Source organism: Streptomyces sp. NPDC054770, assembly GCF_053611985.1.
Genome location: NZ_JBSHBL010000058.1, coordinates 40,941 through 67,828 on the forward strand (window position 1 = coordinate 40,941; position 26,888 = coordinate 67,828).

Annotated in this window: 27 protein-coding genes, 7 tRNA genes and 1 pseudogene; 23 read left to right on the plus strand and 12 right to left on the minus strand. The window is 70.5% G+C overall.

The window, feature by feature from the left end; translation table 11 throughout:
• The first annotated feature begins 188 nt into the window (after positions 1-188).
• The 4 genes from ACWGKQ_RS37040 (at position 189) to ACWGKQ_RS37055 (ending at position 2,616) form a co-directional block, all read left to right on the plus strand.
• Positions 189-464 carry a hypothetical protein gene (locus ACWGKQ_RS37040; protein WP_189264682.1) on the plus strand — a complete coding sequence of 92 codons (276 nt, stop codon included), beginning with the start codon at positions 189-191 and terminating at the stop codon, positions 462-464.
• Positions 465-673: 209 nt separating this feature from the next.
• Positions 674-850 carry a hypothetical protein gene (locus tag ACWGKQ_RS37045; RefSeq protein WP_046726640.1) on the plus strand — a complete coding sequence of 59 codons (177 nt, stop codon included), beginning with the start codon at positions 674-676 and terminating at the stop codon, positions 848-850.
• A 390-nt stretch (positions 851-1,240) separates the two neighbouring features.
• On the plus strand, positions 1,241-2,164 hold the full coding sequence (locus ACWGKQ_RS37050) for a phosphotransferase family protein (protein WP_453296433.1): 924 nt from the start codon (positions 1,241-1,243) through the stop codon (positions 2,162-2,164).
• A 143-nt stretch (positions 2,165-2,307) separates the two neighbouring features.
• Positions 2,308-2,616 carry a TFIIB-type zinc ribbon-containing protein gene (locus ACWGKQ_RS37055; RefSeq protein WP_453296434.1) on the plus strand — a complete coding sequence of 103 codons (309 nt, stop codon included), beginning with the start codon at positions 2,308-2,310 and terminating at the stop codon, positions 2,614-2,616.
• A 64-nt stretch (positions 2,617-2,680) separates the two neighbouring features.
• Here the strand turns inward: ACWGKQ_RS37055 and ACWGKQ_RS37060 are convergent.
• The 5 genes from ACWGKQ_RS37060 to ACWGKQ_RS37080 all read right to left on the minus strand — a co-directional run bounded on the left by ACWGKQ_RS37060 (position 2,681) and on the right by ACWGKQ_RS37080 (position 3,150).
• Positions 2,681-2,752 (minus strand) — tRNA-Val (locus ACWGKQ_RS37060).
• 34 nt (positions 2,753-2,786) lie between these two features.
• A tRNA-Val gene (locus ACWGKQ_RS37065) sits at positions 2,787-2,858 on the minus strand.
• A gap of 34 nt (positions 2,859-2,892) precedes the next feature.
• Positions 2,893-2,964 (minus strand) — tRNA-Val (locus ACWGKQ_RS37070).
• Position 2,965: 1 nt separating this feature from the next.
• Positions 2,966-3,039, minus strand: a tRNA-Cys gene (locus ACWGKQ_RS37075).
• Positions 3,040-3,077: 38 nt separating this feature from the next.
• Positions 3,078-3,150 (minus strand) — tRNA-Gly (locus tag ACWGKQ_RS37080).
• 178 nt (positions 3,151-3,328) lie between these two features.
• Between ACWGKQ_RS37080 and ACWGKQ_RS37085 the strand changes: the two genes are divergently transcribed.
• The 3 genes from ACWGKQ_RS37085 to ACWGKQ_RS37095 all read left to right on the plus strand — a co-directional run bounded on the left by ACWGKQ_RS37085 (position 3,329) and on the right by ACWGKQ_RS37095 (position 6,135).
• A complete protein-coding gene (locus ACWGKQ_RS37085) occupies positions 3,329-4,405 on the plus strand; it encodes a chorismate-binding protein (protein WP_453296435.1) in 1,077 nt (358 codons plus the stop codon).
• Positions 4,406-4,416: 11 nt separating this feature from the next.
• Positions 4,417-5,238, plus strand: coding sequence for an aminotransferase class IV (locus tag ACWGKQ_RS37090; RefSeq protein ID WP_453296436.1), 822 nt, complete (start codon positions 4,417-4,419; stop codon positions 5,236-5,238).
• Positions 5,239-5,310: 72 nt separating this feature from the next.
• Complete coding sequence (locus tag ACWGKQ_RS37095; protein ID WP_453296437.1) at positions 5,311-6,135, plus strand: GNAT family N-acetyltransferase; 825 nt, start codon at positions 5,311-5,313, stop codon at positions 6,133-6,135.
• Between the two features lie 76 nt (positions 6,136-6,211).
• Here the strand turns inward: ACWGKQ_RS37095 and ACWGKQ_RS37100 are convergent, their stop codons facing one another.
• Positions 6,212-6,730 (minus strand): DsbA family protein, encoded by a 519-nt coding sequence (locus ACWGKQ_RS37100; protein ID WP_453296438.1) that lies wholly within the window; start codon positions 6,728-6,730, stop codon positions 6,212-6,214.
• A gap of 250 nt (positions 6,731-6,980) precedes the next feature.
• Here ACWGKQ_RS37100 and ACWGKQ_RS37105 point away from each other — a divergent pair, with 250 nt between their 5' ends.
• Both ACWGKQ_RS37105 and ACWGKQ_RS37110 read left to right on the plus strand, forming a co-directional pair.
• Complete coding sequence (locus ACWGKQ_RS37105; protein WP_453296439.1) at positions 6,981-7,448, plus strand: hypothetical protein; 468 nt, start codon at positions 6,981-6,983, stop codon at positions 7,446-7,448.
• A gap of 201 nt (positions 7,449-7,649) precedes the next feature.
• Positions 7,650-7,802 carry a hypothetical protein gene (locus ACWGKQ_RS37110; protein ID WP_453296440.1) on the plus strand — a complete coding sequence of 51 codons (153 nt, stop codon included), beginning with the start codon at positions 7,650-7,652 and terminating at the stop codon, positions 7,800-7,802.
• Between the two features lie 109 nt (positions 7,803-7,911).
• Here the strand turns inward: ACWGKQ_RS37110 and ACWGKQ_RS37115 are convergent, their stop codons facing one another.
• Both ACWGKQ_RS37115 and ACWGKQ_RS37120 read right to left on the minus strand, forming a co-directional pair.
• The gene (locus tag ACWGKQ_RS37115; RefSeq protein ID WP_453296441.1) at positions 7,912-8,472 is read right to left on the minus strand and encodes a CGNR zinc finger domain-containing protein; all 561 of its coding nucleotides are present in this window, start codon (positions 8,470-8,472) and stop codon (positions 7,912-7,914) included.
• Positions 8,473-8,740: 268 nt separating this feature from the next.
• Positions 8,741-9,154, minus strand: coding sequence for an SsgA family sporulation/cell division regulator (locus ACWGKQ_RS37120; protein WP_004002642.1), 414 nt, complete (start codon positions 9,152-9,154; stop codon positions 8,741-8,743).
• Positions 9,155-9,345: 191 nt separating this feature from the next.
• Between ACWGKQ_RS37120 and ACWGKQ_RS37125 the strand changes: the two genes are divergently transcribed.
• The 10 genes from ACWGKQ_RS37125 (at position 9,346) to ACWGKQ_RS37170 (ending at position 18,554) form a co-directional block, all read left to right on the plus strand.
• On the plus strand, positions 9,346-9,810 hold the full coding sequence (locus tag ACWGKQ_RS37125) for a TIGR02611 family protein (protein ID WP_453296442.1): 465 nt from the start codon (positions 9,346-9,348) through the stop codon (positions 9,808-9,810).
• 75 nt (positions 9,811-9,885) lie between these two features.
• Positions 9,886-9,957 (plus strand) — tRNA-Val (locus ACWGKQ_RS37130).
• 774 nt (positions 9,958-10,731) lie between these two features.
• A complete protein-coding gene (locus ACWGKQ_RS37135; protein ID WP_453296443.1) occupies positions 10,732-12,018 on the plus strand; it encodes an ABC transporter substrate-binding protein in 1,287 nt (428 codons plus the stop codon).
• Positions 12,019-12,029: 11 nt separating this feature from the next.
• Complete coding sequence (locus ACWGKQ_RS37140; protein ID WP_453296444.1) at positions 12,030-12,992, plus strand: carbohydrate ABC transporter permease; 963 nt, start codon at positions 12,030-12,032, stop codon at positions 12,990-12,992.
• Positions 12,989-13,861, plus strand: a complete 873-nt coding sequence (locus ACWGKQ_RS37145; protein ID WP_453296445.1) for a carbohydrate ABC transporter permease — start codon at positions 12,989-12,991, stop codon at positions 13,859-13,861. Before ACWGKQ_RS37140 ends, ACWGKQ_RS37145 begins: the two co-directional genes overlap by 4 nt.
• 7 nt (positions 13,862-13,868) lie before the next feature.
• Positions 13,869-14,453: a hypothetical protein gene (locus ACWGKQ_RS37150; RefSeq protein ID WP_453296446.1), complete on the plus strand. Its 585-nt coding sequence runs from the start codon at positions 13,869-13,871 to the stop codon at positions 14,451-14,453.
• Between the two features lie 104 nt (positions 14,454-14,557).
• Entirely contained in the window at positions 14,558-17,296 is a 2,739-nt protein-coding gene (locus tag ACWGKQ_RS37155; RefSeq protein WP_453296447.1) for an exo-rhamnogalacturonan lyase family protein, read from the plus strand.
• A gap of 145 nt (positions 17,297-17,441) precedes the next feature.
• The gene (locus ACWGKQ_RS37160) at positions 17,442-17,888 is read left to right on the plus strand and encodes an SRPBCC family protein (protein ID WP_453296448.1); all 447 of its coding nucleotides are present in this window, start codon (positions 17,442-17,444) and stop codon (positions 17,886-17,888) included.
• 39 nt (positions 17,889-17,927) lie between these two features.
• A tRNA-Val gene (locus tag ACWGKQ_RS37165) sits at positions 17,928-18,002 on the plus strand.
• Between the two features lie 147 nt (positions 18,003-18,149).
• On the plus strand, positions 18,150-18,554 hold the full coding sequence (locus tag ACWGKQ_RS37170) for a nuclear transport factor 2 family protein (RefSeq protein ID WP_453296449.1): 405 nt from the start codon (positions 18,150-18,152) through the stop codon (positions 18,552-18,554).
• Here ACWGKQ_RS37170 and ACWGKQ_RS37175 read toward each other — a convergent pair.
• The 3 genes and pseudogenes from ACWGKQ_RS37175 to ACWGKQ_RS37185 all read right to left on the minus strand — a co-directional run bounded on the left by ACWGKQ_RS37175 (position 18,541) and on the right by ACWGKQ_RS37185 (position 21,461).
• Positions 18,541-18,855, minus strand: coding sequence for a DUF488 family protein, N3 subclade (locus ACWGKQ_RS37175; protein ID WP_453296450.1), 315 nt, complete (start codon positions 18,853-18,855; stop codon positions 18,541-18,543). The two genes, ACWGKQ_RS37170 and ACWGKQ_RS37175, sit on opposite strands and share 14 nt — an antisense overlap.
• 46 nt (positions 18,856-18,901) lie before the next feature.
• Positions 18,902-20,428, minus strand: a pseudogene (locus tag ACWGKQ_RS37180) (thiamine pyrophosphate-dependent enzyme); the annotation flags it as partial.
• 307 nt (positions 20,429-20,735) lie between these two features.
• Positions 20,736-21,461, minus strand: a complete 726-nt coding sequence (locus tag ACWGKQ_RS37185) for an exonuclease domain-containing protein (RefSeq protein ID WP_453296451.1) — start codon at positions 21,459-21,461, stop codon at positions 20,736-20,738.
• Positions 21,462-21,629: 168 nt separating this feature from the next.
• On the opposite strand from ACWGKQ_RS37185, the gene ACWGKQ_RS37190 reads away from it, so the two are divergent.
• The 3 genes from ACWGKQ_RS37190 (at position 21,630) to thrS (ending at position 25,506) form a co-directional block, all read left to right on the plus strand.
• Positions 21,630-22,196: a DUF4365 domain-containing protein gene (locus tag ACWGKQ_RS37190; protein WP_189264664.1), complete on the plus strand. Its 567-nt coding sequence runs from the start codon at positions 21,630-21,632 to the stop codon at positions 22,194-22,196.
• Positions 22,193-23,419 (plus strand): hypothetical protein, encoded by a 1,227-nt coding sequence (locus tag ACWGKQ_RS37195; RefSeq protein WP_453296452.1) that lies wholly within the window; start codon positions 22,193-22,195, stop codon positions 23,417-23,419. Before ACWGKQ_RS37190 ends, ACWGKQ_RS37195 begins: the two co-directional genes overlap by 4 nt.
• A gap of 110 nt (positions 23,420-23,529) precedes the next feature.
• Positions 23,530-25,506, plus strand: coding sequence for a threonine--tRNA ligase (gene thrS / locus ACWGKQ_RS37200; protein ID WP_453296453.1), 1,977 nt, complete (start codon positions 23,530-23,532; stop codon positions 25,504-25,506).
• Positions 25,507-25,533: 27 nt separating this feature from the next.
• Here thrS and ACWGKQ_RS37205 read toward each other — a convergent pair whose 3' ends face one another.
• Positions 25,534-26,193, minus strand: coding sequence for a potassium channel family protein (locus ACWGKQ_RS37205; protein WP_453296454.1), 660 nt, complete (start codon positions 26,191-26,193; stop codon positions 25,534-25,536).
• Positions 26,194-26,272: 79 nt separating this feature from the next.
• Here ACWGKQ_RS37205 and ACWGKQ_RS37210 point away from each other — a divergent pair, with 79 nt between their 5' ends.
• On the plus strand, positions 26,273-26,824 hold the full coding sequence (locus ACWGKQ_RS37210; RefSeq protein ID WP_245883206.1) for an HIT family protein: 552 nt from the start codon (positions 26,273-26,275) through the stop codon (positions 26,822-26,824).
• Positions 26,825-26,888 lie beyond the last annotated feature (64 nt).

The window sequence follows — 26,888 nt, forward strand, 5'->3', positions numbered from 1 at the left end:
CCCGGTCCGTTTGACGTGGCACAGCTTACGTTTACCGGGCCGCCCGCGCGCAGAGGCCGCGCCCTCTCGGCCCGATGGATTGTCAGTGCCGGGTGCGAGACTTGAGGAGTGGTCAGGAAGGCGCCGTTATCGGCTCCTTTGAGCGTGCGTCTGCGCCAACAAGCCGTCACAGAAGGGGGATTGATGCTGTGAAGGGTGACCGGGTGGAGATAGTCGTCGATGCCGGCGACACGACCCGTACGTACGAGGTGGTGGCGAGCAGGGCGGGCCGCCGGGTGGAGACAGCGGTACGGCGGGGGGTGGTGGAAGTGAGCGAAGTCACGCGAAACGGGTCAGTGGTCCGTACCGCCCGGTTCATGGCGACCCGGGTCCTGGCCCTCGTCGAGCAGCCGGTGCCTCGCGAGGACAGCTCGGAAAAACCGGGAAGGACCGGGCACCCCCTCCGGGAAGACCCCGAGGGGTAGGACGAGACCTAGGACCCGTCTCCACCCAGGGGAGTAGACCGCAGGTCACGGCTCATCCTCTCGGAGGCCCGCGATTCGGTACGAGGGCATGACGTCCGCGAGGGGGCACCCGCCTAGATTTGAGGTCAAGCGGCGGGTGCAGCACTCGTCCCCCGAGGTCAGACACCCGCCGCTGCCAACGACAACTGAGCACGGTCAGGAGAGGGACCATGGCCCTTACGGCACAGCGGACACACACCACCCGCCCCCGCCGGCAGGGCCGTCGCCACCCACTGGTGGCGACGCTGATGGCCCTTCCCCTGGCGGCCCTGCTCCTGCTCGTCTTCGACGGCTGGGAGACGGTGGCCACACAGGCGTCGTCCGTGGGAGTGATGCTGGGGCGCTGAGCGGCGACCCCAGGCCCGGAAGAGCGGTCCGGGCGGGGACATCCACCCATGAAACCCCGTGGGGACGGGGGTGCGGCGGACGGCAAAATGCCGGCGCAGCTGGGGAGCTGCGCCGGCATTGCTTTTTTCACGGAGCGGCGGGGTGCGTTGTTCGGCTGCGGGCCGGTGGGGGCTGATCGCGCAGTTCCCCGCGCCCCTTACGGGGCGCTTCCCGGCCGCGTCCTGCATATCCTCCACAGCTGCGGGCAGGCGTGCCGCAGGGCGGCACGGGTGGGCACAGCGGCACCCCGCCGGCGCGGGTGAGTGAAACCCCGGTACGGCGCCCCTCACCCCGGCCCACCACCCCCACGTACCCTCACCGCAGCACAGCCGCACCTCCCGGGGGACCGCATGACCGCAGACGTACTGCCCCAGCTGACCGCCAGGGTCAGAGCCGCCGCCCACCCCGACGCGTCCCCCTGCCACTGCACCGGCGCCACCACCACCCTCGCCCACCGCCCCGACACCACGGTCCTCCGCCACGCGGACACCGTCGCCAAGGCCCATGCCCCCGACACCGACCCCACCGCCCTCACCCTCCGCCTGACCGCCGCCGCCCGCCTCCCCGAGGTCTTCCTCCCGCCCCTCACCCCGGCCCCCGCCGCCTTCGTCGACGACCGCCCGGTCACCCTGTGGCCGTATGGCGCCCCCGTGGACCCCGACGCCCCGGACGCCGCCCCCTGGGAAGCCGCCGGCACCCTCCTCGCCCTGCTCCACCGCACCCCGCCCACCCCCGCCACACCCCCGATGCGCGGCCCGGCCAAAGCGGCCCAGGCGATCACCAGGCTCCACGAAGCACTCGCCGGCGCAGGCACGCACCCCGCCGCCCCGCCCGTCCTCCGTGCCTGGTCCGCGCTGCCCGCCTGGGCCCGCGCCGAGGCTCCGATGCCCGCCCCCGGCACCCTCTGCCACGGCGACCTGCACCTCGGCCAGCTGGTCCGGCACCCGGCGCCGGACGGCCCGTGGCGGCTCATCGACGTCGACGATCTCGGCGTCGGCGTCCCCGCCTGGGACCTCGCCCGCCCCGCCTCCTGGTACGCCTGCGGTCTCCTCCCGCCGGAGGAGTGGACCCGCTTCCTCACCGCCTACCGTGCGGCCGGCGGTCCGGCCGTACCGGAGCAAGGCGACCCCTGGCCCGCGCTGGACGTCCCGGCCCGCGCCCTCACCGTCCAGACCGGCGCGCGCTACCTCGCGAAGGCGATCGCGGCGGAGCGCCCCCTGGACGAGGTGGAGCAGTCCCTGATCGACGCCTGTGCCCGGATGGCCCCGGAATGACCCTTTGTCCGACCCGGAACAACCTTGATCCCCGCCCGGTTGGCGCACGATTTCCCGAAGTAGGCTGCAACCGACCAGGGTCGGACGGAGTCTGTCCTGGAAGAACGTGAAGCAGTTTTTACCGGCGAGGAGTTGAGCCGACCATGCAGTGTCCGAAGTGTCATGCGCCGATGCACACCTACAACCGCAACGGCGTCCAGATCGAGCAGTGCAGCGGCTGCCGGGGCATTTTTCTCGACTACGGCGAGCTGGAGGCACTGACCCAGCTGGAGGCACAGTGGTCCAAGCCGGTCCCGCCGGCTCCGCAGGCGTACCCGGCCCCGCCCGCGCCGGCCTGGGGTGCCCCGCAGCACGGCGGCGGTCACCACGGCGGCGGCCACGGGCACTACGGCGGTCACGGCGGCCACCACGGCCACAACAAGAGCTGGGCGCACATGCTCTTCTCCAGCTGAGAGCCGACAGCTGACCGCACGAAGAAGCCCCGGCCGTACGAGACGGCCGGGGCTCTTTGCTGTGTGGACGATACTGGGATTGAACCAGTGACCTCTTCCGTGTCAGGGAAGCGCTCTCCCGCTGAGCTAATCGTCCTCGGGACCGTGATCCGAAGACCGCGGGCACTGCGTGCGCGATACTGGGATTGAACCAGTGACCTCTTCCGTGTCAGGGAAGCGCTCTCCCGCTGAGCTAATCGCGCGGAACAGATCCGCGGTCTTCCGACCAGGATCCAGTGGACGATACTGGGATTGAACCAGTGACCTCTTCCGTGTCAGGGAAGCGCTCTCCCGCTGAGCTAATCGTCCTTGGAGGTGGAGACGGGATTTGAACCCGTGTAGACGGCTTTGCAGGCCGTTGCCTCGCCTCTCGGCCACTCCACCAGGAGTGTAGGGGATCGGGAAGACCCCTCATTCCTTCGAGCGGACGACGAGGCTCGAACTCGCGACCTCAACCTTGGCAAGGTTGCGCTCTACCAACTGAGCTACGTCCGCCTGTCGTTTCGGTCCGCTCTCGCGTCCCGGCGACGTGTTGAACTCTAGCGGATTCCCGGGCCAGCACAAAAACGCGTTTGCGCAGCGTGCTGCGCCTCACCCGACGGATGACGTGGTCAGGGCCCCCTTGACGACATGCCCGGGTCACCCCCGCGACACCCGCCATAGACTCGACGACGTGCTCCATCACCCTCCTCTCGCCCGGTTCGGCGACCGCGTAGCCACCGGCCTGCTCGACGTCACCAGCGATCCCGCGGCCCTGGAGTCCTCCGGTTTCTGGGCCGTCTGCGCGGATTTCGAGGGCCGGCTGACCTGCGCGCGTTTCGGCGACGTACGGGAGGAGCCGGTGCCCGCGCCGGTGCCGGGACAGTGGCGGGGGCCGGCGACCGGTGACTGGACGTCGTCCCTCGACCGCGCCGCGTACCTGGCGGCGGTACGGCGGATACGCGCGCACATCGCGGCCGGCGAGGTCTACCAGGCCAACCTCTGCCGCGTACTGTCCGCGCCGGTCGCACCGGACGCCGACGTGGACGCCCTGACCGCGCTGCTGGCCCGCGGCAACCCGGCGCCGTATGCCGGAACGATTCGCCTACCGGAGCACGGGGTGGAGACGGCCACCGCGTCGCCCGAGCTGTTCCTGCGCCGGACGGGGCGGACCGTCGAGAGCGGGCCGATCAAGGGCACCGGCCGTACCGAGGCGGACCTCCTGGAGAAGGACTACGCCGAGAACGTGATGATCGTCGACCTGGTCCGCAACGACATCGGGCGGGTCTGTGCCACCGGCACGGTGACCGTCCCCGACCTGTGCGCCGTGGAGAAACACCCGGGGCTGGTCCATCTCGTCTCGACCGTCCGGGGCGAGCTGCGCCCGGACGCCGGCTGGCCCGAACTGCTAGCCGCCGCCTTCCCGCCCGGCTCGGTCACCGGCGCGCCGAAGTCGAGCGCCCTGCGGATCATCGAGGCCCTGGAGACCATGGAGCGCGGCCCGTACTGCGGCGGCATCGGCTGGGTGGACGCGGACCGGGGCGTCGGCGAGCTGGCCGTGGGCATCCGCACCTTCTGGATCGACCGGGACGCGGGCGCGCTCCGGTTCGGCACCGGCGCCGGGATCACCTGGGGCTCCGACCCGGAGGGCGAATGGCGGGAGACCGAGCTGAAGGCCGCCCGGCTGCTCGCGATAGCGTCGGGTACGTACGACGTGCACGGCCGGTCCGACGCAGCCGACTCAGCCGACGCATCCGGCGCTGACTTGTGAGGTAGAGAGCAGTGAAGATCTGGCTGGACGGCGGGTTGCAGGACATCGGGTCCGCGCGTGTCTCCGTCTTCGACCACGGGCTGACCGTGGGGGACGGCATCTTCGAGACCGTGAAGGCGACCGACGGGCGGCTCTTCGCGCTCACCCGCCACCTGGACCGGCTGACCCGCTCGGCCCGCGGCCTCGGCCTGCCCGACCCCGACCACGACGAGGTCCGCCGGGCCTGCGAGGCGGTCCTCGCGGCCAACCCGATGCCGCTGGGCCGGCTGCGCATCACCTACACCGGCGGCCACGGTCCCCTCGGCTCCGACCGCGGCGACCAGGGCCCCACGCTCGTGGTCGCCCTCGGTGAGACCGGCCGCCGGGCCGACTCCACCGCCGTGATCACAGTCCCCTGGACCCGCAACGAGCGCGGCGCGCTCACCGGCCTGAAGACCACCTCGTACGCCGAGAACGTCGTCGCCCTGGCCCGCGCCCACCAACACGGCGCCTCCGAGGCCCTGTTCGCCAACACCGTCGGGCAGCTCTGCGAGGGCACCGGCTCCAACGTCTTCGTCGTCCTCGACGGCGAGATCCACACCCCGCCGGTCGCCTCCGGCTGCCTGGCCGGCATCACCCGCGCCCTCACCGTCGAGTGGACCGGCGCCCGCGAGACCGACCTGCCCCTGGACGTCCTGGAGCGGGCCGACGAGATCTTCCTCACCTCCACCCTGCGCGACGTCCAGGCCGTGCACCGCGTCGACGACCGTGAACTCCCCGGCGCCCCCGGCCCGGTGACCGCCAAGGCCATGCGCATCTTCGACGAGCGGTCGGGCGAGGACCTGGATCCCTGAGCACCCTCCCCATGGCATACATGGGGCCTTATTGGGCTGACGTGGGCGTCCCGGGCGGGTAGAACACCCCTGATGACCACGACCCTGCGGCCGACCGAGCCGCTTCAGCACGGCGCCGACGGGGCGCTGTCCCGCCGTTTCCAGGTGTGCGTGAACAGCAGGCCCGTCGGCACCCTCCACCTCGGCGCCACGCAGAATCTCGGCGCCCGGATGGCCCGGATCAACGACCTGCGCATCGAGGAGCCCGACCGCCGCCGGGGCCGGGGCACCGTGGCCGCGCTCGCCGCGGAGGAGGTCGCGCGCGGCTGGGGCTGCCGGCAGATCGAGCTGAGCGTCCCGGCCGCCGCGGAGCCGGCGCTGCGGCTCGTCGAGGCGCTCGGCTACGTCCTGCGCAACCGGGGCATGGAGAAGCAGCTCGGCGACGCGCCGCCCACCCTGCCGACCGGCAGCCTCGGGCGTGACATGACCCCGGCCGAGTACGAGGAGTGGCTCGCGTACGAGTCCGAGACGTACACGCGCACGTGGATCGAGCGGGGCCTGCCCGAAGCCGCGGCACACGAGAAGTCGCGGCGCGACCACGAGCGGCTGCTGCCGCAGGGGCTCGCCACGGAGGACATGCGGTTCAGCGTCCTCGAACACGAGGGGACCGGCGTCGGCACCCTGTGGTTGGCCTTCTCGGAGGACCGGGCCTGGGTGTACGACGTCGAGGCCGACGCCGCCCACCGCGGCCAGGGGCACGGCCGCACCCTCATGCTGCTGGCGGAGAACCAGACGATCGCCGCCGGCAGACACCTGCTCGGCCTCAACGTGTTCGCCGGCAACACCCCGGCCGAACGGCTCTACGAGTCACTCGGGTACGTCACCGCGTGGTACGTCCTCTACAAGAACCTGATCTGAGCCGGCTCACTCCTGCCAGGTCTCTCCCTGCCGCTCACTGCTGCCCGGTCACTCCTGCCGGGTCACTCCTGCCGGGTCACTGCTGTCCGGCCAGCAACCGGTCGGCGATCTCCGCCACGCGCTCGCGCAGGCCCTCCTGGCTCTTGCCGCCGTCGAGGCGTTCGCCGCCGATGACATAGGTCGGGGTGCCGGTCACGCCGATCGCCTTCCCCTCGGCCTGGTCGGCGTCCACGATCAGGATGTGCCGGCCGTCGACCAGCGCGGTGTCGAACTCCTCCGCGTCCAGGCCCAGTTCACCGGCCACCTCGACCAGGAACGGCTCGCCCTTGCGGTCCAGCTCCTCGACCCGGCCGAGGACCGCCTCGACGTACTCCCAGCCCTTCCCCTGCTCCAGGGCCTCCTCGGCGGCCTGCGCGGCGGCGAAGGCGTGCTGGTGCTTCTCCAGCGGGAAGTGCCGCAGCCGCAGCTCCAGCCGGTCGCCGTACCTGGCCCGCAGGGCACGGAGGTCGTCCAGGGCGCTGCGGCAGTCGGGGCACTGGAGCTCACACCAGACGTCGAGGACCACGGCGTCGGCGTGCACAGGGGAGTCGTTCATGGCGACCAGTCTTCCAGCCCGCGCTCCACCGACCCAATCGAGCCGCCGGGCGAGGGCCGCCTGCGGTGCGGGCGGGTGTGGCCGTAGCTCGTACCTGGGGTGGAGGTGACCCGGAGAGGACCCCGAGATGCCCCTGATTGTCGGGCCTGGGCATGGATCGCAGGGGCCGGGCGGTGCACGATGGAAGGGGCGAAGCGGCGCGCGCACCCGCCCTCGCCCCGCCCGACCGACCCGCCCACAGGAGGACCGGATGATCGCCGAGACAGTCTGCTCCGCCGCCTCCGCGGCCGGCCTGGGCATCGCCGTGGTCACCGCCTATCGAAAGCGGTACCTGGCAGCGGCCCGCATCGCCGCCTACTCCCTCGTCCCCATCGGCCTGGTCATGACCGGCGTGGTCGGCTGGCTCGCCGACACCGCCTTCAGTCCCACCGCCTGGGCGGGCTTCGGTGTGCTCGGGGCGGCCTGGGCCCTGTTCGCCACCACCCGTGCCGTGGAGCGCCGGCGCGGCGGCAGCCGTGGCACCCGGGCCGAGCGCAGAGCGGCCGCCCGGGGCCCACAGCGCGACGCCGTCGCCCCCGACACGTCGGCACCGTCCCTGAGCCCGGCCGCCCGCCCGGCCGCCCGCCCGGCGTCCAGGCCCGCGGCGGCGCCCCGCGGCACCGACTCGGGCGAGGACTTCAGTGACATCGAGGCCATCCTCAAGAAGCACGGCATATGACGCGCTGTTCAGCCGGTTGCGGGCGTATGCATATGACAGTCACATGAGGCATTGAAACGACACAGTGCGTCCGCGGCGCGCGCGGAAGTGTTCAAGGGATGGGCGGAACCGAAAAGGACATCACGGAATTCGACGAACTACCGCCCATTCCGGGCGTGTTGATCGCGCTGGGGGTCCCGGCTGGGACATCATCACCGCGAGATGCAGGACACGAAACAGAGCGAGGCCGCGCCGTCGAAGGACGAGCCCCGCGGGTGCCTCTTCGCCCTCTCCCAGCCACCGCTGATGATCTTCCTAGCGGTGATCGGGTGTCTGATCCTCATGGCTGCGCTGCACGACCTGCTGTGGCTGTGAGCCGTACCCGCCCGTCCCGGCGCCACCCGCCGGGACCGGCGTCGGCATCGACCCCGCCGGCACTCCCGCTCCGCACCGGGCGAGCCCGTCCTTCCCGTCGCCCCCGGGATCAGCCCGCCGCCTCCTTGCGACGCGCCCGGTACGCGGCGACATGCAGGCGGTTTCCACAGGTCCGGCTGTCGCAGTAACGGCGTGACCGGTTCCGGGAGAGGTCGACGAAGGCGCGTCGGCAGTCCGGGGCCTCACAGCGCCGCAGCCGCTCCTGCTCCCCGGCGACGACGAAGAACGCGAGCGCCATCCCGCAGTCGGCGGCGAGATGGTCGGCCACCGAGGCACCGGGCGCGAAGTAGTGCACATGCCAGTCGTAGCCGTCGTGATCCGTGAGCCGGGGCGTGGTGCCCGCGGCCGCGACCAGCTCGTTGATCATCGCGGCGGCGGTCCGGGCGTCCGGAGCGGCGAAGATCCCCGCGAACCGTCCGCGGATCTTGCGCACTGCCGACAGATCGAACTCCGACAGCATGCCCACATCGCTGATGTCGTGGTTTCGCACGAAAACCTGGAGAGCCGCGACATCGGCCAGACCGTCCGCCGCCGCGTCGTCCTCCGGTGCGGTGTTCACCAGATCCACCACGGCGTCGAGAGAACACCGGGTGTCGTGGGTGATCAGCACGTTACGCTCCCTGGCCTGAGGGTCGGGCGGGCGCCCGCCGATGGTGGCCGATGGTAGCGACATGCGCGGTCGGCAGCGTGCCCTGTCCCACTCGGGACTGTCCAGTAGAACGCTCGCCGCCTCCCGGCGGTTCCACGGGCACACGGACACACCGGCGCCGCCCCGTGACCGAACACGGTGGCGGCGCCGGTGCTGCCGTATGCGGTTGTTTTGGCCCGAGCCGTCTCCCCGAGTGGACGGCGCCGGGCGGCTTGTAGGCGGCGGTGGCCTAGCTCTCCGCCAGAATGTGCGACAGCTCCTGGTCGAGATCGAAGTGCCGGTGCTCCGTGCCGGGCGGCACGGCGGCGTCTGTTCGCTTCAGGAAGGATTCCAGGGCCCGCGCCGGGGCTTCGAGCAGAGCTTCCCCCTCCGGGGAGCTCAGGGCGATGCACACGACGCCCTGACCGTGACTGCGGGACGGCCAGACGCGGACGTCGCCGGTGCCGGTGGGGCGGTGCAGCCCCTCGGCGAGGAGGTCGCGGGCGAACACCCACTCGACGGTCTCCTCGGCTCCGGTGTGGAAGGTGGCGTGCACGGCGTAGGGGTCGGCCGTGTCGTACCGCAGGCCTGCGGGGACAGGCAGGGAGGACTCGCTCGACACAACGAGGCGCAGGTGCAGCTCGCAGCTGACCGTGGTGTTCATAAGCGCCAGGGCCTTTCGCTCAGTGTGCGCTCGGGGATTCGCACGTCGGCGAAATCGACATGCCACCTACGGTGCCGTTGTAAACCCCTCTGAGTGTTTTGCGTGTGTTTACGTAACTCTTCCGGCCGAGAACCTGGACGCGATCTACGACCATTCCGGTGACCTGAATCGCTCAGGTAGGGTTTGGTCGTATGAATACGGGGAGTAACGAACCGGGCGAGGCCGCCGTGGCCTCGGACGGGAGCGAGGTGGACGGGACGACGACGGACGGGGCACGTGACGGGCGGGGGCTCGGATCGCGGGCGCCCGAGTTCATCAAGGCGCGCCGGGTGCTGCACCTGAGCTGGCAGGTCGGGGTCTTCACAGTCGGCTTGGCGGTCGTGGCGGTGGGCATCGTCCTGCTGCCGTTGCCCGGGCCGGGCTGGGTGGTCATCTTCGGCGGCATGGCGATCTGGGCGACCGAGTTCGTCTGGGCCCAGCTGGTGCTGCGCTGGACGAAACGCAAGGTCACGGAGGCGGCCCAGAAGGCCCTCGACCCCAAGGTGCGGCGCCGCAACATCACGCTCACGACGATCGGCCTGGTGGTCGTGGCCGCCGGGGTCGGGACCTACCTCTCCAGGTACGGGGTCGTGATGCCCTGGAAGATCGAGGAGTGATCCGGCCGCCTTCCACGGGCCCCGGCGACCGGTCGGGGGCACCCCCTGACATGGGGTAATGTTCTCCCTGCGCCCGGGCGATTAGCTCAGTGGGAGAGCGCTTCGTTCACACCGAAGAGGTCACTGGTTCGAACCCAGTATCGCCCACCCGGAACCACGGCCCACCTGCGAGAAGCAGGTGGGCCGCGGTCGTTCTCGAGGGCCGCAGACAGTCTTCGGGGCTCGGGGGCCGGGGCGGGGCTGCGGCGTCGACGGCCACGCAGGGGTGCGTGCGGGAGCGTGAGCGCCCCTCGCCGGGGCCGGTGAGCGCGTCGTGCGGCGGCTGGCGTTCGGGCTCGATGGCGGCGCCGAGGGTGGCCGCGCGGCTCGTCGGCGCCGTGCCGGAACCAGGACGACCGAGTCCGCCCGTTCGGGCCATCCGACCCTCGCGGGCCGGCCACTTTCGCGGGGTGTGTGGTGGCCCCGTCTTGCCCCGTGTGATGCGGCGCTCGCCGGGAAACGCACGGTGACCGTCGTGGCCGGAACCGTTGGAGGGGGGTGCACTCGGCAGTAGTGGTCGGAGCTATTCGCGTCGAACCGTGCGATCCGTGCCCCGGCCGCCGAGGGCCGGCAACCATGCCGTCCCGTCCCCTCCGCTCGGCGAGGCCCGTCCGAACCGCTCGCCGAAGCCAACTCGCAACCCCCGCCTGCAGCAAGCCACTTCGCGTTCGGCCCGCCGACCGTACGCCCGTCACCTGCGACGTCACCCACCTCGCGAGCTCCGCACCCGCACCCCGCCGCCCAGCCCTGCCGGTCCCGCCCGCAAGAAAATCCTGTGCGAATCATTGACGCCTCACCGGCCCCTCCGTAACTTGTGCCAGCAAGCGCTTACTTGAAACGATTCATGCAGGCGTCGGCGACGCTGCGGGGAGGGGCCCGACTGTGGGAACCAGCAGGAATGTGGAGAGGCGGACCATCCTGAAGGCGGCCGGAGCCTCGGCGGTCGCGCTCGGGCTCGGTGCGACGGCGGGGTGCGGCGGCGGCAGCGGCTCCGGGGACGGAACGGTGACGATCCGTTACTCGTGGTGGGGCGCCGAGGAGCGTGCGCAGAAGATCAACAAGACCATCGCGCTCTTCGAGAACAAGTACCCGAAGATCAAGGTCAAGACCGACTTTCAGACGTATGCATCGTTCTGGGAGAAGTTCCAGACGCAGGCCGCCGGCGGAAATCCCCCGGACGTTTTCCAAAATGCCGTCACCTTTCTCCGGAAGTACGACAAGCGAGGAATTCTGCTCGACCTCAAGTCGCAGGTTCAGGCAGGAAATCTGAGCCTGGATCACTTCCGGGCCGGGGTGACGAAGGTCGGCGAGGTCGACGGAAAGCAGCTCGGAATCCCCGTCGGCTCCAACACCATGGCGCTGGTCATCGACAAGAAGGTCTTCGCGAAGGCGGGCGTCGAACCGCACACGGGCTGGACCTGGGACGACTACTTCAAGGCCCTGAAGACCATCCACGACAAGACCAAGGTCCCGGGGGACACCGGCTACTTCGCCATCATGTACCTGTACGACCTCTACCTCCGCCAGAACGGCAAGGCGTTCTACACCGAGGACGGGCTCGGCTTCGACAAGGCCGACCTGACGGAGTGGTGGACCGACGGCTACAACCGCGTCAAGGCCGGCATCGTCACCGACCCGAAGGTCGTCCAGCAGGACACCCCCAAGTCCTCCCTCTCCGCGGGCCACGGCGCCTCGGAGTTCACCTGGGACAACTTCACCGTCCGCTACTCGTCGGAAGGCGACAGCACCTACGGCCTCGCGCCGATCCCGACCATGGACGGCAAGCACACCGGGCAGTACCTCGCCTCCCTGATGCTCAGCGCCTCGGCCCGTACCGCGCACCCGAAGGAGGTCGCCCAGTTCATCGACTTCATGGTCCACGACCCCGAGGTCGGCACGATCATGGGCTACGACCGGGGCATCCTCGCGAGCACCGAGCAGTACGCGGCGTTCAAGCCCACGGACGCGGTGAACAAGGAGATCGCGCAGTACGAGAACGACACCGCCAAGGCCGGCGTCCTCGGCACGATCACCCCGCACCCCTCCGGTGCCGACACCATCGAGGCCTCCTTCCTGCGCATCGGCGGCGACCTCGGCCAGGGCAAGACCAAGGTCGCGGACGCGGTGAAGCAGTTCTTCACCGAGTCCGAGGCCGCCTTCCAGGCCTGATGGGACCTGCCGTGACGCTCGTCAAGGACTCCCTGCCCGCCGCCCGCAAGGCGCGTTCGGCCGCTTCCGGCACCACGGGGCGGCGGCCGGGCCGCCGGCGCGAGAACCTCGCCGGCTACCTCTTCATGTCCCCGTGGATCGCGGGCTTCCTGCTGCTGACCGCGGGCCCGATGGTCGCCTCGCTCTACTTCGCGTTCACCGACTACAACCTCTTCAACACCCCGAAGTGGGTCGGGTTCGGCAACTTCACCACGATGTTCGACGACCCCCGCTGGCAGAAGTCGGTGGAGGTGACCGCGAAGTACGTGGTCATCGGCACCCCGCTGAAGCTGCTGCTCGCGCTCGGGGTGGCGATGCTCCTCGCCCAGAGCCGGCGCGGCCAGGCCTTCTACCGGGCCGCCTTCTACGCCCCCTCGCTCATCGGCGCGAGCGTCTCGGTCGGCTTCGTCTGGCGGTCGCTCTTCTCCGACGACGCGATCGTGGACCGTACCCAGTCCTTCTTCGGCTGGCACGTCGGCGGCTGGGTCGGCAACGCCGACTGGGTGCTGTACAGCCTGGTCGCCCTGACGGTGTGGCAGTTCGGCGCGCCCATGGTCATCTTCCTGGCGGGCCTGAAGCAGGTGCCGAGGGAGCTCTACGAGGCGGCCGAGATGGACGGCGCCGGGCCGCTGCGGAGGTTCTGGAACATCACCCTGCCGATGATCTCCCCGGTGCTGTTCTTCAACGTGCTCCTGGAGACCATCCACTCCTTCCAGATCTTCGGCTCGGCCTACGTCGTCTCCAACGGCCAGTGCGGACCGGCCGACGCCACGCTCGTCTACACCTGCTACCTGTACCAGCAGGGCTTCCAGAACGCCCGGATGGGCTTCGCCGCCGCGATGGCCTGGATGCTGCTGCTGGCCGTGGCCCTGGTGACGGCCGTCCTCTTCTGGTCCCAGAAGAAGTGGGTGTACTACGAGGAGGACGCCCGATGAGCGCGACCACCACAAAGCCGCCCCTGCTGAGCCGCCGCCGGACCGGGTCCCTCGGCTGGCACCTCGGTGCCCTGCTGATCCTCGCGGTCATCCTCTATCCGGTGGTCTGGGTGCTCGGCGCCTCGTTCAAGCCCAGCAAGGACATCATCAACAGCCTCCAGCTGTTCCCGGCCCACCCGATCCTGTCCAACTTCAAGGGCCTCGCCGACGGCATAGCGGACATCAGCATCTGGACGTTCTTCCGGAACTCCCTCTTCTACGCGGGCGGCGCCGTCGTCGGCGTGCTGGTCTCCTGCTCGCTCACCGCCTACGCCTTCGCCCGCATCCGCTTCGCCGGCCGCAACCTGCTCTTCTCCCTGATGATCGGCACCCTGCTGCTGCCGTACCACGTGCTGCTCATCCCGCAGTACGTGATGTTCCAGAAGCTGGGCTGGATCAACACCTACGCACCGCTGCTGGTCGGGAAGTACCTCGCCACCGAGGCGTTCTTCGTCTTCCTGATGGTGCAGTTCATGCGGAACCTGCCCCGGGAGCTCGACGAGGCGGCCCGGCTCGACGGGTGCGGGCACTTCCGCATCTACTGGTCGATCGTGCTGCCGTTGTGCCGGCCCGCCCTCATCACCAGCGCGATCTTCACCTTCATCAACGCCTGGAACGACTTCATGGGCCCGCTGATCTACCTCAACGAGCCCGGCAAGTACACGGTCTCGCTGGGTCTGATGATGTTCCGCGACTCCGACGGCGTGGCGGCCAACTACGGCGGGATGATCGCCATGTCGCTGGTCGCGCTGCTGCCCGTGCTGCTGTTCTTCCTCGCCTTCCAGCGCTACCTGATCGACGGAATGGCGACCTCCGGACTGAAGGGCTGATGACGACGTGGCCGACGTGCGCGCAAAGCCGTCCGTCTTCACGGAGAAGTTCGGTGTCTTCGCCGAGTGTCTGCTCACCGGGGTGTGGATCGCGATCGCGTCCCTGGGGGTGATCACCTACCCGGCCGCGTTCGCCGCCGGCGCCCGCCACCTGCGCCGCCGTACCGGGCAGGTGGGCGGCGGCCGGCGGGAGTTCGTGCGCGACTTCCGGGCCGCGCTGCCCGGCGGCCTGCTCGTCGGACTCGCCGGCTGGGCTGCCGTCGCGGCCGCCTGGGTGGACGTCCGGGCCGTGCGCGCCGGACTGCCGGGCGGGCCGCTCGTCGGGGCCGTGGGCCTGTTCGCGGTGCTCGGCCTCGCGGTCGCGGGGCTCCGCGCGGCTGCGGTCTGGGCACCCGGCGACCGCTGGCGCAGCCTGCTCGCGGCGGCCGGCCGCCGTACCGTCCTCGACCCCGGGGGATCCTTCCTGCTCGTCGGGGGAGCGGTCCTCGTGGTCTGTTCCGCCCTGCTCATCGCGCCGCTGGCGGTGCCCGTACTGGGTGCCCTCGCGGCGGCGTCCGTCGCCGTGGAGGAGCGCTACCGGCGCCGCCGCTGACCGGCCCCGCCGCAGGGGCGGCGCCCGCCCGGCGCCGCACCTCTATCTGTCATGCCCCTGACCATCCCGATGCCCCCGCACTCGCACGGAAAGGAAGGCGGACCATGTCTCCCATCCCTCGCAGGTCCCTCCTCAAGGCGGCCGCCGTCGCCGGCGCCGCCGCCCAGTTCAGCTGGGTTCTGGGCGCGAACGACGCGCAGGCCGCGCCCAGAGCCGAGGCCGCCGACGCGGACCCGGTGACGCTGGACTGGCTGGAGGACGGCGGCCTCGGCGCCGCGCCCGGCTCGACCGTGGGTGTGCCCTGGCCGATGGGCGCGTTCCAGGAGGACCAGACGTTCGCGCTGTCCGACGAGGACGGCAAGGATGTGCCGGTCCAGTCCTGGCCGATCGCCTACTGGCCGGACGGCTCCCTCAAGTGGACCGCCCACGCGGTGAGTTCGGGCAACGGCAAACTCACCCTCGCGGCGGGCGACCCGGCAGCCCCGGCACAGCAGGTCACCGTGGACAAGCACGGCGGCACGATCGACGTCTCGACCGGCGTGATCGCCGTGAAGATCGGCAAGAACGGCTCGACACTGGTCAAGTCCGTCACCCGGGGCTCGACGGAGATCGCCAGGAACGGGCGGCTCGTCCTGATCCGCCAGCCCGAGATCGAGGACGAGGACCAGGGCACGCTCAAGACGGAGCGCTTCGACGGGGCGATCGACACGGTGACCGTCGAGCAGGAGGGCCCGGTGCGGGCCGTGGTCCGGATCGACGGCAAGCACCGCAAGGGCGGCCGGAGTTGGCTGCCGTTCTCGATCCGGCTCTACTTCTACGCGGGCGCCGACTCCTTCCGCATGGTCCACACGATCACCTACGACGGCACCCAGGAGCCCGGCAAGGCGAGCGGCGACTTCATCCGCGGCCTCGGCGTGCGCTTCAGCGTGCCGATGCGCGACGAGGCCTACGACCGGCATGTGCGGATCGGCGGCGAGGGAACCGGCCTGCTGCGGGAGGCCGTCCAGGGCATCACGGGTCTGCGCCGCGACCCGGGCGCCACCGTCCAGGCGGCCCAGTACGCGGGGCAGAAGCTGGCCGACCCCGCCACCTGGGACCAGCGGGTGACGACCCGGCTGCAGTACATCCCGCACTGGGGCGACTACACCCTCGCCCAGCTCTCCGCCGACGGCTTCACCCTGCGCAAGCGCACGAAGAAGGGGTACGGCTGGATCGCGGCCGGCGGCGGCAAGCGGGCCTCCGGGTTCGGTTACGTCGGCGGGGCGAGCGGCGGACTCTCCTTCGGCCTGCGGGACTTCTGGGAGAAGTTCCCGGCCCAGCTCGACATCCGCGACGCCCACACCGACGCGGCCGAGGTCACCCTCTGGCTCTGGTCGCCCGAGGCCCAGCCGATGGACCTGCGCTTCTACCACGACGGCATGGGCCAGGACACGTACGCCAAGCAGCTCGAAGGCCTTGAGATCACCTACGAGGACTACGAACCCGAGTTCGGCACGCCGTACGGCATCGCCCGCACCTCCGAACTCCTCTTCTGGGCCAACGAGTCGACCCCGTCGGCGGACGTCCTGGCCCAGCAGGTCGAGGCGGTGCGCACGCTGCCGCAACTCACGGCCCCGCCCAGGCAGCTCATCAAGGCCAAGGTCTTCGGCCCGGGACTGTTCTCCGAGCCCGACCGCTCCACCGCCGCCAAGGCGAAGATCGAGGACCACCTCGACTTCCTCTTCACCTACTACAAGGACCAGGTGGAGCAGCGCCGTTGGTACGGCTTCTGGGACTACGGCGACTTCATGCACAGCTACGACACCGTGCGCCACCAGTGGCGGTACGACGTCGGCGGTTACGCCTGGGACAACTCCGAGCTCTCGCCCGACCTGTGGCTCTGGTACGCGTACCTCAGGAGCGGCCGCTCGGACATCTTCCGGTTCGCGGAGGCGCTCACCCGGCACACCGGCGAGGTCGACGTCTACCACATCGGCCAGTGGGCCGGTCTCGGCACCCGGCACGGCATCCAGCACTACGCGGACAGCGCCAAACAGCAGCGCATCTCCAACACCACCTACCGGCGCTTCTACTACTTCCTCACCGCCGACGAGCGCGTCGGCGACCTCATGGCCGCCAACGTGGACTCCGACGAGACCTTCCTCGTCCTCGATCCGCAGCGCAAGGTCCGCACCGACCCCTACACCCCGGACCGGCACGCCCTCTCCATCGGCTTCGGCACCGACTGGAGCGGCCTGGTCTCGGCCTGGCTGACCGAGTGGGAACGCAAGGGCCCCAAGTGGGAGAAGGCCAAGGCCCGGGTCCTGTCGACCATGGAGGGCATCGCCGCCCAGCCCAACGGCTTCGTCCAGGGCAGCGGCCTGTACGACCTGGACACCGGCAAGTTCGCCACGGCGACCACACCGGTCGTCTCGGTCTCGCACCTCTCGGCCGTCTTCGGCCTCAACGAACTCTGTGCCGAACTCATCTACTTGACCGACATGCCGAAGTTCAACGAGGTGTACTTCGACTACTGCCGTTACTTCAACGCCACCAAGACCGAACAGGCGGCACGCTACGGCACCAACTTCGGGACCCTGCTGCTCTTCCAGGGCCACTCGCGGCTCGACGCGTACGCCGCCGTACAGACCGGCGACGCGACGCTCGCCACGCGCGCGTGGACGAAGTTCTACAGCTCCGACGGGTACACGGAGTCCTCTCCGTGGAAGACCGAGCCGCTCTCCGGCCCGGTCACGCTCGTCGCGGGCAGCGAGGCGAGCTGGGTGTCGTCCAACGACACCGCGCTCTACGGGCTCGCCGCCATCGAGAACCTGGCCCTGCTCGGCGACAAGATGCCGTCGTAAGAGGTTCGCAGCAGGTTCGTAGCAGGTAGGAGGGGGAGCGCCGTCGCACGGGCGGCGGCGCTCGTACCGCTGAGTGTGGTGCAGGTCACTTCGGGCGGGCATGAGTACGCGTACTCAGATCCGCGGCCTGCGACAGACTGCGGCCATGGACTGGAACCACTACCGTTTCCGCAGCCTGTGGCCCCTTCCGGTACCGCTCACCACCGGGTACGAGGCCCTGCGGAAAGTGGACGAATACCCGCACTGGTGGCGCCAGGTGCGCTCGGTGCACCGGCTGGACGACGTCACCGCCGTCCTCACCATCCGCTCGTTCCTCCCTTACGACCTCACGTTCACCGCACGCGAGGCGCGCCGCGACCCGGAGGCCGGCGTGCTGGAGATCTCGATGACCGGTGACATCGAGGGCTGGGCCCGGTGGACGATCACCTCCGAAGGCACCGGCACCCTCGCGCGCTACGACCAGGTCGTCGACGTCACCAAGCCGCTGCTGCGGCGACTCGCCTTGCTGGGGCGGCCGTTCTTCCGGTTCAACCACTGGCTGATGATGCGCTCCGGGCGGCGCGGACTGCTCAGGCACCTCCAAGCGGTTTGAACGACCCCCGCCGGTACCTGTATCGTTCACTGCGTTCCCGGGCGATTAGCTCAGTGGGAGAGCGCTTCGTTCACACCGAAGAGGTCACTGGTTCGAACCCAGTATCGCCCACCACCGGGAAGGCCGGTCCGCTTGTGCGGACCGGCCTTTTTGCTGTCCGTGCTCCGGCCGAACGGTGGACTCGGCGGTCGGTGCCCGCCTGCCCCGCGGCCGGCCGCGGCAGGGGTGCCTAGGCTGGCAGCGCCACGGAAGGGCGGTGCCATGGATGCTGACTCCCTGATCAGGGCCGCGATCGAGGAGCACTGGGAGGCGTCGGAACGCGGGGACATCGAAGCCGAGCATGCCGTCTACGCCGTGGACGCGATCCTCGACTACCCGCAGTCGGGCGAGCGTTTCCGGGGCCGGGAGGCGATCGCGGCGCAACGCGGCGGGCACCCGGCCGACCGGCACTTCACCGTCCTGCGGATCACCGGCCACGCGCGGGTGTGGGTGAGCGAGTGCGTCATCACCTACGACGGGGTGCCGTCGTACTCGGTGAGCATCATGGAATTCGCCGACCGGCGGGTGGCGCACGAGACCCAGTACTTCGCGGGCCCGTTCGGCACGCCGGCCTGGCGGGCCGCGCTCGCGGAGCCGATGCCGGGACGGACCATCACGGGGACCTGACGTCCGCGGTGCGCGAACGCGCCCGGTAGGCCCCCGGCGTGATGCCCAGGTTGCAAACAGCGGAGCCTAGGGTCGCGCCGTGGGCCGGGGCCGGACCGTCCCGCAGCCACTCGTCGAACGGCGGGCCCTGCCTGCGAACGCCGTCCGGCCAGGCACGGTCGACCAGCAGACGCTCGCCGCTCCCGCCGTCCTCGGGAGGCGTCTGCGGCGTCTGCCCGGAGATTCTGCGGCAGATGTCTGCTTGGTCATGACCCACGCTCCGGCCGCTCTTGCGGTAAGTGCATTTTAGTGGAATGTGCATTTCACGGTCATCGGTAGTGTTCGTCGGCAGTGCTCATCGCCAGTGCTCAGCGGAAGGCCGCCGTCACGAGGGCCTTCTGCTCCAGGGCGTGCCGGCGGGCGGAGCCGACCGCGGGAGCCGGCGCCGCGGGCCGGCTGACGCATTCCACCGGGCGGCCCGCCGGCCGGAGCAGACGCGGTGCGACGAAGGACCACGCACCCTGGTTCTCGGGTTCCTCCTGCACCCAGCGCACCTCCGCGGCGGCCGGGAAGCGGGCGAGTTCCGCCGCGAGCTCCGTCTCGGGGAACGGGTAGAGGCGTTCCACGCGGACGATCGCCGTGTCCGCCGCGCCCGAGTCGTGGCGGTGGGCGTCCAGGTCGTGGAAGACCTTGCCCGAGCACAGCAGTACGCGCGTGACCCGGGCGGGATCCGCCGTGTCGTCGGGCAGGACCGGGCGGAAGCCGCCCCGGGTGAATTCGGCCGGCGCGGAGGTGACCGCCTTGGACCGCAGCATCGACTTCGGGGTGAAGACCACCAGCGGTCGCTTGCGGCCGTCCAGCGCCTGCTCCCTGAGCAGATGGAAGTAGTTGCTCGGCAGCGTGGGCAGGGCGACGGTCATGTTGTCCCGCGCGCACAGCTGCAGGAAACGCTCGATCCGGGCGGAGGAATGGTCCGGGCCCTGCCCCTCCAGGCCGTGGGGCAACAGCAGTGTCACCGCGGAGCGCTGGCCCCACTTCTGCTCGGACGACGCGATGTACTCGTCGACGACCGTCTGCGCGCCGTTGGCGAAGTCCCCGAACTGGGCCTCCCACAGCACCAGGGCCTCCGGGCGGCCCAGCGCGTAGCCGTACTCGAAGGCCAGCGCCGCCAGTTCGGACAGCATCGAGTCGTACGGCGCGAACCGCGCCGCCCGGGGGCCGAGGGAGTTCAGCGGTGTGTGCTCCGCGCCGGTGTGCCGGTCGATCAGTACGGCATGGCGCTGACCGAAGGTGCCACGCCGCGAGTCCTGCCCGGCCAGCCGCACCGGGACGCCCGCCAGCAGCAGCGAACCGATCGCCAGCGTTTCCGCGGTGGCCCAGTCGACCGTGCCGGTCGCGAGCGTCGCCGCACGGCGCTGGAGCTGCGGCAGCACGCGCGGGTGCACGGCGAACCCCGGCGGCAGGTCGGTCTGCGTCGCGATGACCCGGCGGACGGTCGGCTCGTCGATCGCGGTCGCCGTCCGGCGGACGGGCCCCTGTCCGGTGCCGGGAACGTCTTCGCCGATTCCGGGTTCGGGAGCGGGCAGCCCCCGGGTCTCGGCGAAGGCGCTCTCCAGGTGATCCCGGTAGGCGCGGCGGGCGCCCTGCACCCGCCGCTCGGTGATGTCCCCGCGGCGCACCAGGGCCTCGGCGTACAGCGCCCGCACCGAGGCCCTGGCGTCGATGCGGGCGTACATCACCGGCTGCGTGACGGACGGGTCGTCGACCTCGCTGTGCCCGTGGCGCCGGTAGCAGAACAGATCGACCACGACGTCCTTGCGGAACGTCCGCCGGTAGTCGAAGGCCAGCCGCGCGACGCGGTCGACGGCCTCCGGGTCGTCGCCGTTGACGTGGAAGAAGAAGTCCCGCCACGTCCCGTCGACCGAGCCGGGGTCGTGCAGGTAGCGCTGCCGCTGCTCGTCCACGACCCATTGGTTGAGTCCGAAATCCAGCGTGTGCCCCGCTGCCGGAGCGGTTTCTGATTGCGACGTCATGGCGCGAACGCCCTCTTCCCTGTGCGAAGCCGTCGGGCTGCCGACGCTAGAACGCGGGGAGCGCGGGGACGGACGGTCCCGCGGGCCACATGTGCCTCACATCAGGACATCGGCGGGCGTGCGCGCCCGGTGACGTCGGGACGGGGCGCCGGTGCGGGCGCCCCGTCCGTCACGCCGCCGTCGGCAGTTCCGGCCGCAGCGGCCAGTCCTGGTTCACCGTCTCCGGTGTGCCGCTGCGGGTGAACCATGCCTGGAGGCCCCGCGCCTGCGCCGCGTGCCAGGTCGTCTGCAACGTGTGCAGCTCGGCCGGGGACAGGCGCTCCAGCCGGGTCGCGAAACGGCGGCCCAGCGCCCGTACCACCTCCAGGGACGCGAGCGCGTCCGCGCCCGCGTCGTGCGCGCCCTCCAGGGTGACCTCGTAGTGCGCGCACAGGTCGGTCAGGGTGCGGCGGCCCTTGCGGTAGCGGTCCAGATGTTTGTCCAGGACCCGGGGGTCGAGGACGAGCAGGGGGCTCGCCTCGAACCAGCGGTCCAGGGAGGACGCCCGGTGCCGCCGCAACTCGCGGTCCAGGAGCGTCAGATCGAACGGCGCGTTCATCACCACCAGCGGGCGGTGCATCGCCGCGTGCTCGGCCAGTTCCTCGGCTATCTCGTACATCACCGGCGCCGGCCAGCGGCCGTTGCGCTGCAGGTGTTCGTCCGTCAGCCCGTGCACCGCCGTCGCCGCTTCCGGCACCGGCACGCCAGGGTTGACCAGCCAGCGGGTCACCCGGGGTCGGGTGCCCGGGGCGTCCTGGACGACGACCGCGGCGGACACGATGCGGTCGGTCTCCACGTCCACGCCCGTGGTCTCCGTGTCGAAGGCCGCCAAGGGCCCCTCGTACCAGCACGTCATGCCAATACAACTCCTCGTTCACCTACGGCAGGTGACGTTCCGTCTTCTGCCCGTTTGGTGATACCCGGGCCGTTTGCGACGTACGCCGGAAGGACACAACAGGAGTGCGGGTCTTTGCAGTTCAGCGGCCCGTCACGGGGAAACTCTTGGCTGGGAAGGCTGTTGGTCATGGCGATAGCGCAGCCCGAGCGGGGCGGGCTGCTGCCCGAACGCACGGGCCCCCATCGCGGCACGCTCGCGACCACCGCCTGCATGGAGACATTGCAGGTGGGCTATCTGCACGCGGTCGCGGCGGCGGCCGGCTGCTCGCTGTCGCAGCCATTTCCGGACAACGGCATCGACTGGCACGTCAGCCACGGTTCGCCCGGTCACACCGTCGACGACGAGGTGACGATAAAGGTGCAGCTCAAGTGCACGTACCAGATCGCACCGAACCCGCCGGGACGTTTCTTCTCCTTCACGCTCGACAACGACCACCTGCGCAAGCTCGCCCGCACGCCGGTGTCGGTGCACAAGATCCTGGTGGTGATGCTGGTACCGCGCTCCCAGGACGACTGGCTGCGCGCCAGCCACGACCGGCTCGATCTGCGCCACTGCTGCTACTGGGTCAACCTGGCAGGGCACCCGATCACCGGCCGGCACCGCACCACCGTGCGGATCCCGACCTCGCGCATCTTCGACGACCGGGCGCTCTGCGAGATCATGACGCGGGTCGGGACGGGAGGACGACCATGAGGCACCGTCCGTACGAGGAGCAGCTGCGGGAGGTCCGGCCGCATCCCGACGACCCCCACTGGAACCGTCCCCCCGAGCCCGCCGAGGTCGACCCCGCCGTGCTCGGCGCCCTGCTGCGCCGGCACGGCTGGCAGCGGCGCGGGGGAGCGCCGGGGCGCTACGGCCGCTGGACCCCACCCGGGCCGGGCGCCACCGGCACCAGCCTGCTCGTACCCGAGAGCCGCGCCTTCCCGGACAGCGACGACCTGCTCGGCGAGGCCCTCACCGCGCTAGTGCGCAGCGGCACGCCCGCCGCTCGCGAGGTGCTGGTCGGGCTGGCCGTGCCCAGCGACGAGATCCGCTGGTGGCGGGACGTGCCGACCGGGCCGGCCGACACCGCCTCCTGGACGGTCGAGGAGCAATTGCGCACCGCCGCCCGGCAGACCCTGCTGGCCGGCGCGCTCGCCACCCGCGCACGCGCCGGCTACTACGGCGCCCGGCACCGGCGCGCCGCCGCCACCATGCTGGAGTCCGTCCTGGTCGGCTCGGCGGAGGGCGGGCGCGGCCTGACCGCCTTCGTGCCCGTCGGCACCGGCCGGCCCCTCGCGGTACGCCTGCACCAGGCCCTGTACGCGGCCCGCGAGGCCATCGACTACCAGCGGGCCACCGGCGGCATGGACGCCTTCGACGGAGCCGTCGAGGCGGGCGTGAGCCGGGAGCTGACCGACGCCCTCGTCACGCTGGTGCGCGGTACGGAAGGCGCCCGGATCTCCGTCGAGTGGGCGCCGGGCGCCGGGGTCCCCGACGACTGCGCGGCCACCGCCGAGCCCGTCGAGTTCTCGCCCGGCGACCTGCCCGTGCTGCGCGAGGCCGGCGCCCGCTACCTGCGCGACGAACCCTCCGTCGCGGTCCGGGTCACCGGCACCGTGGTCCGGATGCGCCGCTCGGAGCCGCGCGGCGACGGCGCGGTACGGCTGCGGGTGATCGCCGGGGCCGAGGTGCCGTACGTCCGGGTCGTCCTCGACGAGGAGGACTACCGGATCGCCGGGCAGGCCCACCTCGTCGGGCTTCCGGTGCGGCTGCATGGGCGGCTGGAGAGCCGGGGCGGCTTCCGGCGGCTGACGGGTGCCTACGGGGTCGCGCCGGTCCAGGTGGAGGAGGCCGAACGGGACCGGCTGATGAAGTCCCTCCAGGAGAACCTCGACTTCTTCGAGGAGGCGTGCACCGGGGACGACTGCGACTGACCGGGGACTGTCGGTAACCGTTTCGCGGACGGAGGGCCCGGGTCGGTACGATCCCCTATTGCGCGCGCTCCTGGTATGGCGCCGCATCCACCTTCAGTCAGGAGAGACCGGTGTCAGACGTCCGTGTGATCATCCAACGCGATTCCGAGCGGGACGAGCGCGTGGTGACGACGGGCACTACGGCCGCCGAGCTCTTCGCCGGCGAGCGCTCGATCATCGCCGCCCGGGTGGCCGGGGAGCTCAAGGACCTCGCGTACGAGGTGCAGGACGGCGAGACCGTCGAGGGTGTCGAGATCTCCTCCGAGGACGGTCTCAACATCCTGCGCCACTCCACCGCGCACGTCATGGCGCAGGCCGTCCAGGAGCTCTTCCCCGAGGCCAAGCTGGGCATCGGCCCGCCGGTCAAGGACGGCTTCTACTACGACTTCGACGTCGAGAAGCCCTTCCACCCCGATGACCTCAAGGCCATCGAGAAGAAGATGCAGGAGATCCAGAAGCGCGGCCAGCGCTTCTCCCGCCGCGTCGTCACCGACGAGGCGGCCCGCGAGGAGCTGGCGGACGAGCCGTACAAGCTGGAGCTGATCGGTCTGAAGGGCTCGGCGTCCTCGGACGACGGCGCGGACGTCGAGGTCGGCGCCGGCGAGCTGACGATCTACGACAACCTGGACGCCAAGACCGGCGAGCTGTGCTGGAAGGACCTCTGCCGCGGTCCCCACCTGCCGTCGACCCGTCTGATCCCGGCGTTCAAGCTGATGCGCAACGCGGCCGCCTACTGGCGCGGCAGCGAGAAGAACCCCATGCTCCAGCGCATCTACGGCACCGCCTGGCCGTCCAAGGACGAGCTGAAGGAGTACCTGGACTTCCTCGCCGAGGCCGAGAAGCGCGACCACCGCAAGCTGGGCAGCGAGCTGGACCTGTTCTCCATCCCGGAGCAGATCGGCTCCGGCCTCGCCGTCTTCCACCCCAAGGGCGGCGTCGTCCGCCGCGTGATGGAGGACTACTCGCGCCGCCGGCACGAGGAGGAGGGCTACGAGTTCGTCTACACCCCGCACGCCACGAAGGGGAAGCTCTTCGAGACCTCCGGGCACCTGGACTGGTACGCCGACGGCATGTACCCGCCCATGCAGCTCGACGAGGGCGTGGACTACTACCTCAAGCCCATGAACTGCCCGATGCACAACCTGATCTTCGACGCGCGCGGCCGGTCCTACCGTGAACTGCCGCTGCGGCTCTTCGAGTTCGGGACCGTGTACCGGTACGAGAAGTCGGGCGTCGTGCACGGCCTGACCCGGGCCCGCGGCTTCACCCAGGACGACGCGCACATCTACTGCACCAAGGAGCAGATGGCGGAGGAGCTCGACAAGACGCTCACCTTCGTCCTGAACCTGCTGCGCGACTACGGACTCACCGACTTCTACCTGGAGCTGTCCACCAAGGACCCGGAGAAGTTCGTCGGCTCCGACGAGGTCTGGGAGGAGGCGACCGAGACGCTGCGCTCGGTCGCCGAGAAGCAGGGCCTCCCGCTGGTCCCCGACCCGGGCGGCGCCGCCTTCTACGGCCCGAAGATCTCCGTGCAGACCAAGGACGCCATCGGCCGCACCTGGCAGATGTCGACCGTCCAGCTCGACTTCAACCTGCCCGAGCGCTTCGACCTGGAGTACACCTCCGCCGACGGCTCCAAGCAGCGCCCGGTGATGATCCACCGCGCCCTGTTCGGCTCCATCGAGCGGTTCTTCGCGGTGCTCCTGGAGCACTACGCGGGCGCCTTCCCGGCGTGGCTGGCCCCGGTCCAGGCGGTCGGCATCCCGATCGGGGACGGGCACGTCGAGTACCTGCAGAAGTTCGCCGCCGAGGCGAAGAAGAAGGGCCTGCGGGTCGAGGTGGACGCGTCCTCGGACCGGATGCAGAAGAAAATCCGCAACGCCCAGAAGCAGAAGGTGCCCTTCATGGTCATCGCGGGCGACGAGGACATGGCGGCCGGCTCGGTCTCCTTCCGCTACCGGGACGGCTCGCAGGAGAACGGCATCCCGTTCGACGAGGCCATCGCCAAGATCGTGAAGGTGGTCGAGGAGCGGACCCAGGTCTGATCCGCCTCCGTCAGGGGCCCTCGGAGATCAGTTCTCCGGGGGCCTTCTTCCGTCCTCGCCCAGTGAGAACCGCTGCAGCATCCAGGACGAGAACGACCCGGTGACCGTGCCCAGCAGTGCCAGGCCGCAGGCCATCAGCCCCGCGGCGATGAACCGCCCCAGGGTGGTCACCGGGACGTAGTCGCCGTAACCGACCGTGGAGAGGGTCGAGCAGGTCCACCAGAGGGAGTCGCCGAAGGTGCGGATGTTGGCGTTCGGGGCCGAGCGTTCGGCCTGGTAGACGGCGAGGGCGCCGGAGAAGCCCAGCAGTGAGATCGACAGCGTCGAGTAGGCCGCCACGCGCGCGTGCAACGAGAGCCGGGGTTCCCCGTGCCGGCGCTGGATCGACTCGTAGGTCCGCACCACCCGCACCGGCCGCAGCAGCGGCAGTACCAGGACGACCGTGTCCAGCCAGTGCCGCCGTACGAACCCCGGTCCCTCGCCGCTGAGCCGCCAGCGCACCGCGTAGTCGACGGCGAACATCGCCCAGGCCGTGTACATCAGCGCCAGGAACAAGGCGTGCGCAGCCTTCGGCATCCCGGGCGCCAGCACATGCACCGCGTACGAGCCGAGGAAGACCAGCGAGGCGATGCCGAGCGCCAGGTCGGTCCTGCGGTCCCAGCGGTTCAGCCGGCTGTCGTCGTCCATCCGCCCAGCTTCGCCGCCGGGCCGTTTCCCCCGGCCCCGGCGACACGCCGCGAACGGGCGAAGCCATATGCTGCCTAGCATGACGAGTGAGCCGGAGCAGCAGATCGGAGTGGGGACGCAGGACGCGTTCCAGCGCCTGTGGACGCCCCACCGGATGGCCTACATCCAGGGTGAGAACAAGCCGACCGGTCCGGGGGCCGACGACGGCTGTCCCTTCTGCTCGATCCCGGCCAAGTCCGACGAGGACGGGCTGATCGTCCGGCGCGGTGAGCACGTCTACGCGGTGCTCAACCTCTACCCGTACAACGGCGGCCACCTGATGACGGTCCCGTACCGTCATGTCGCCGACTACACGGACCTGACCGGCCCGGAGACCGTCGAGCTGGCCGAGCTGACCAAGCAGGCGATGACCGCGCTGCGCACGGCGTCCGGCGCCCACGGCTTCAACATCGGCATGAACCAGGGCTCGGTGGCGGGCGCCGGCATCGCGGCCCACCTGCACCAGCACATCGTCCCGCGCTGGGGCGGCGACACGAACTTCATGCCGGTGGTGGGCCACACCCGGGTGCTGCCGCAACTGCTGGCGGACACCCGGAAGATGCTGGCCGAGGCCTGGCCGACGTCACATTGAGCAGCCCGTCCGGCGCTTGAGGACGAGGCCGTCCAGGCCGAAGGGGGGTCTGGGGGCGCAGCCC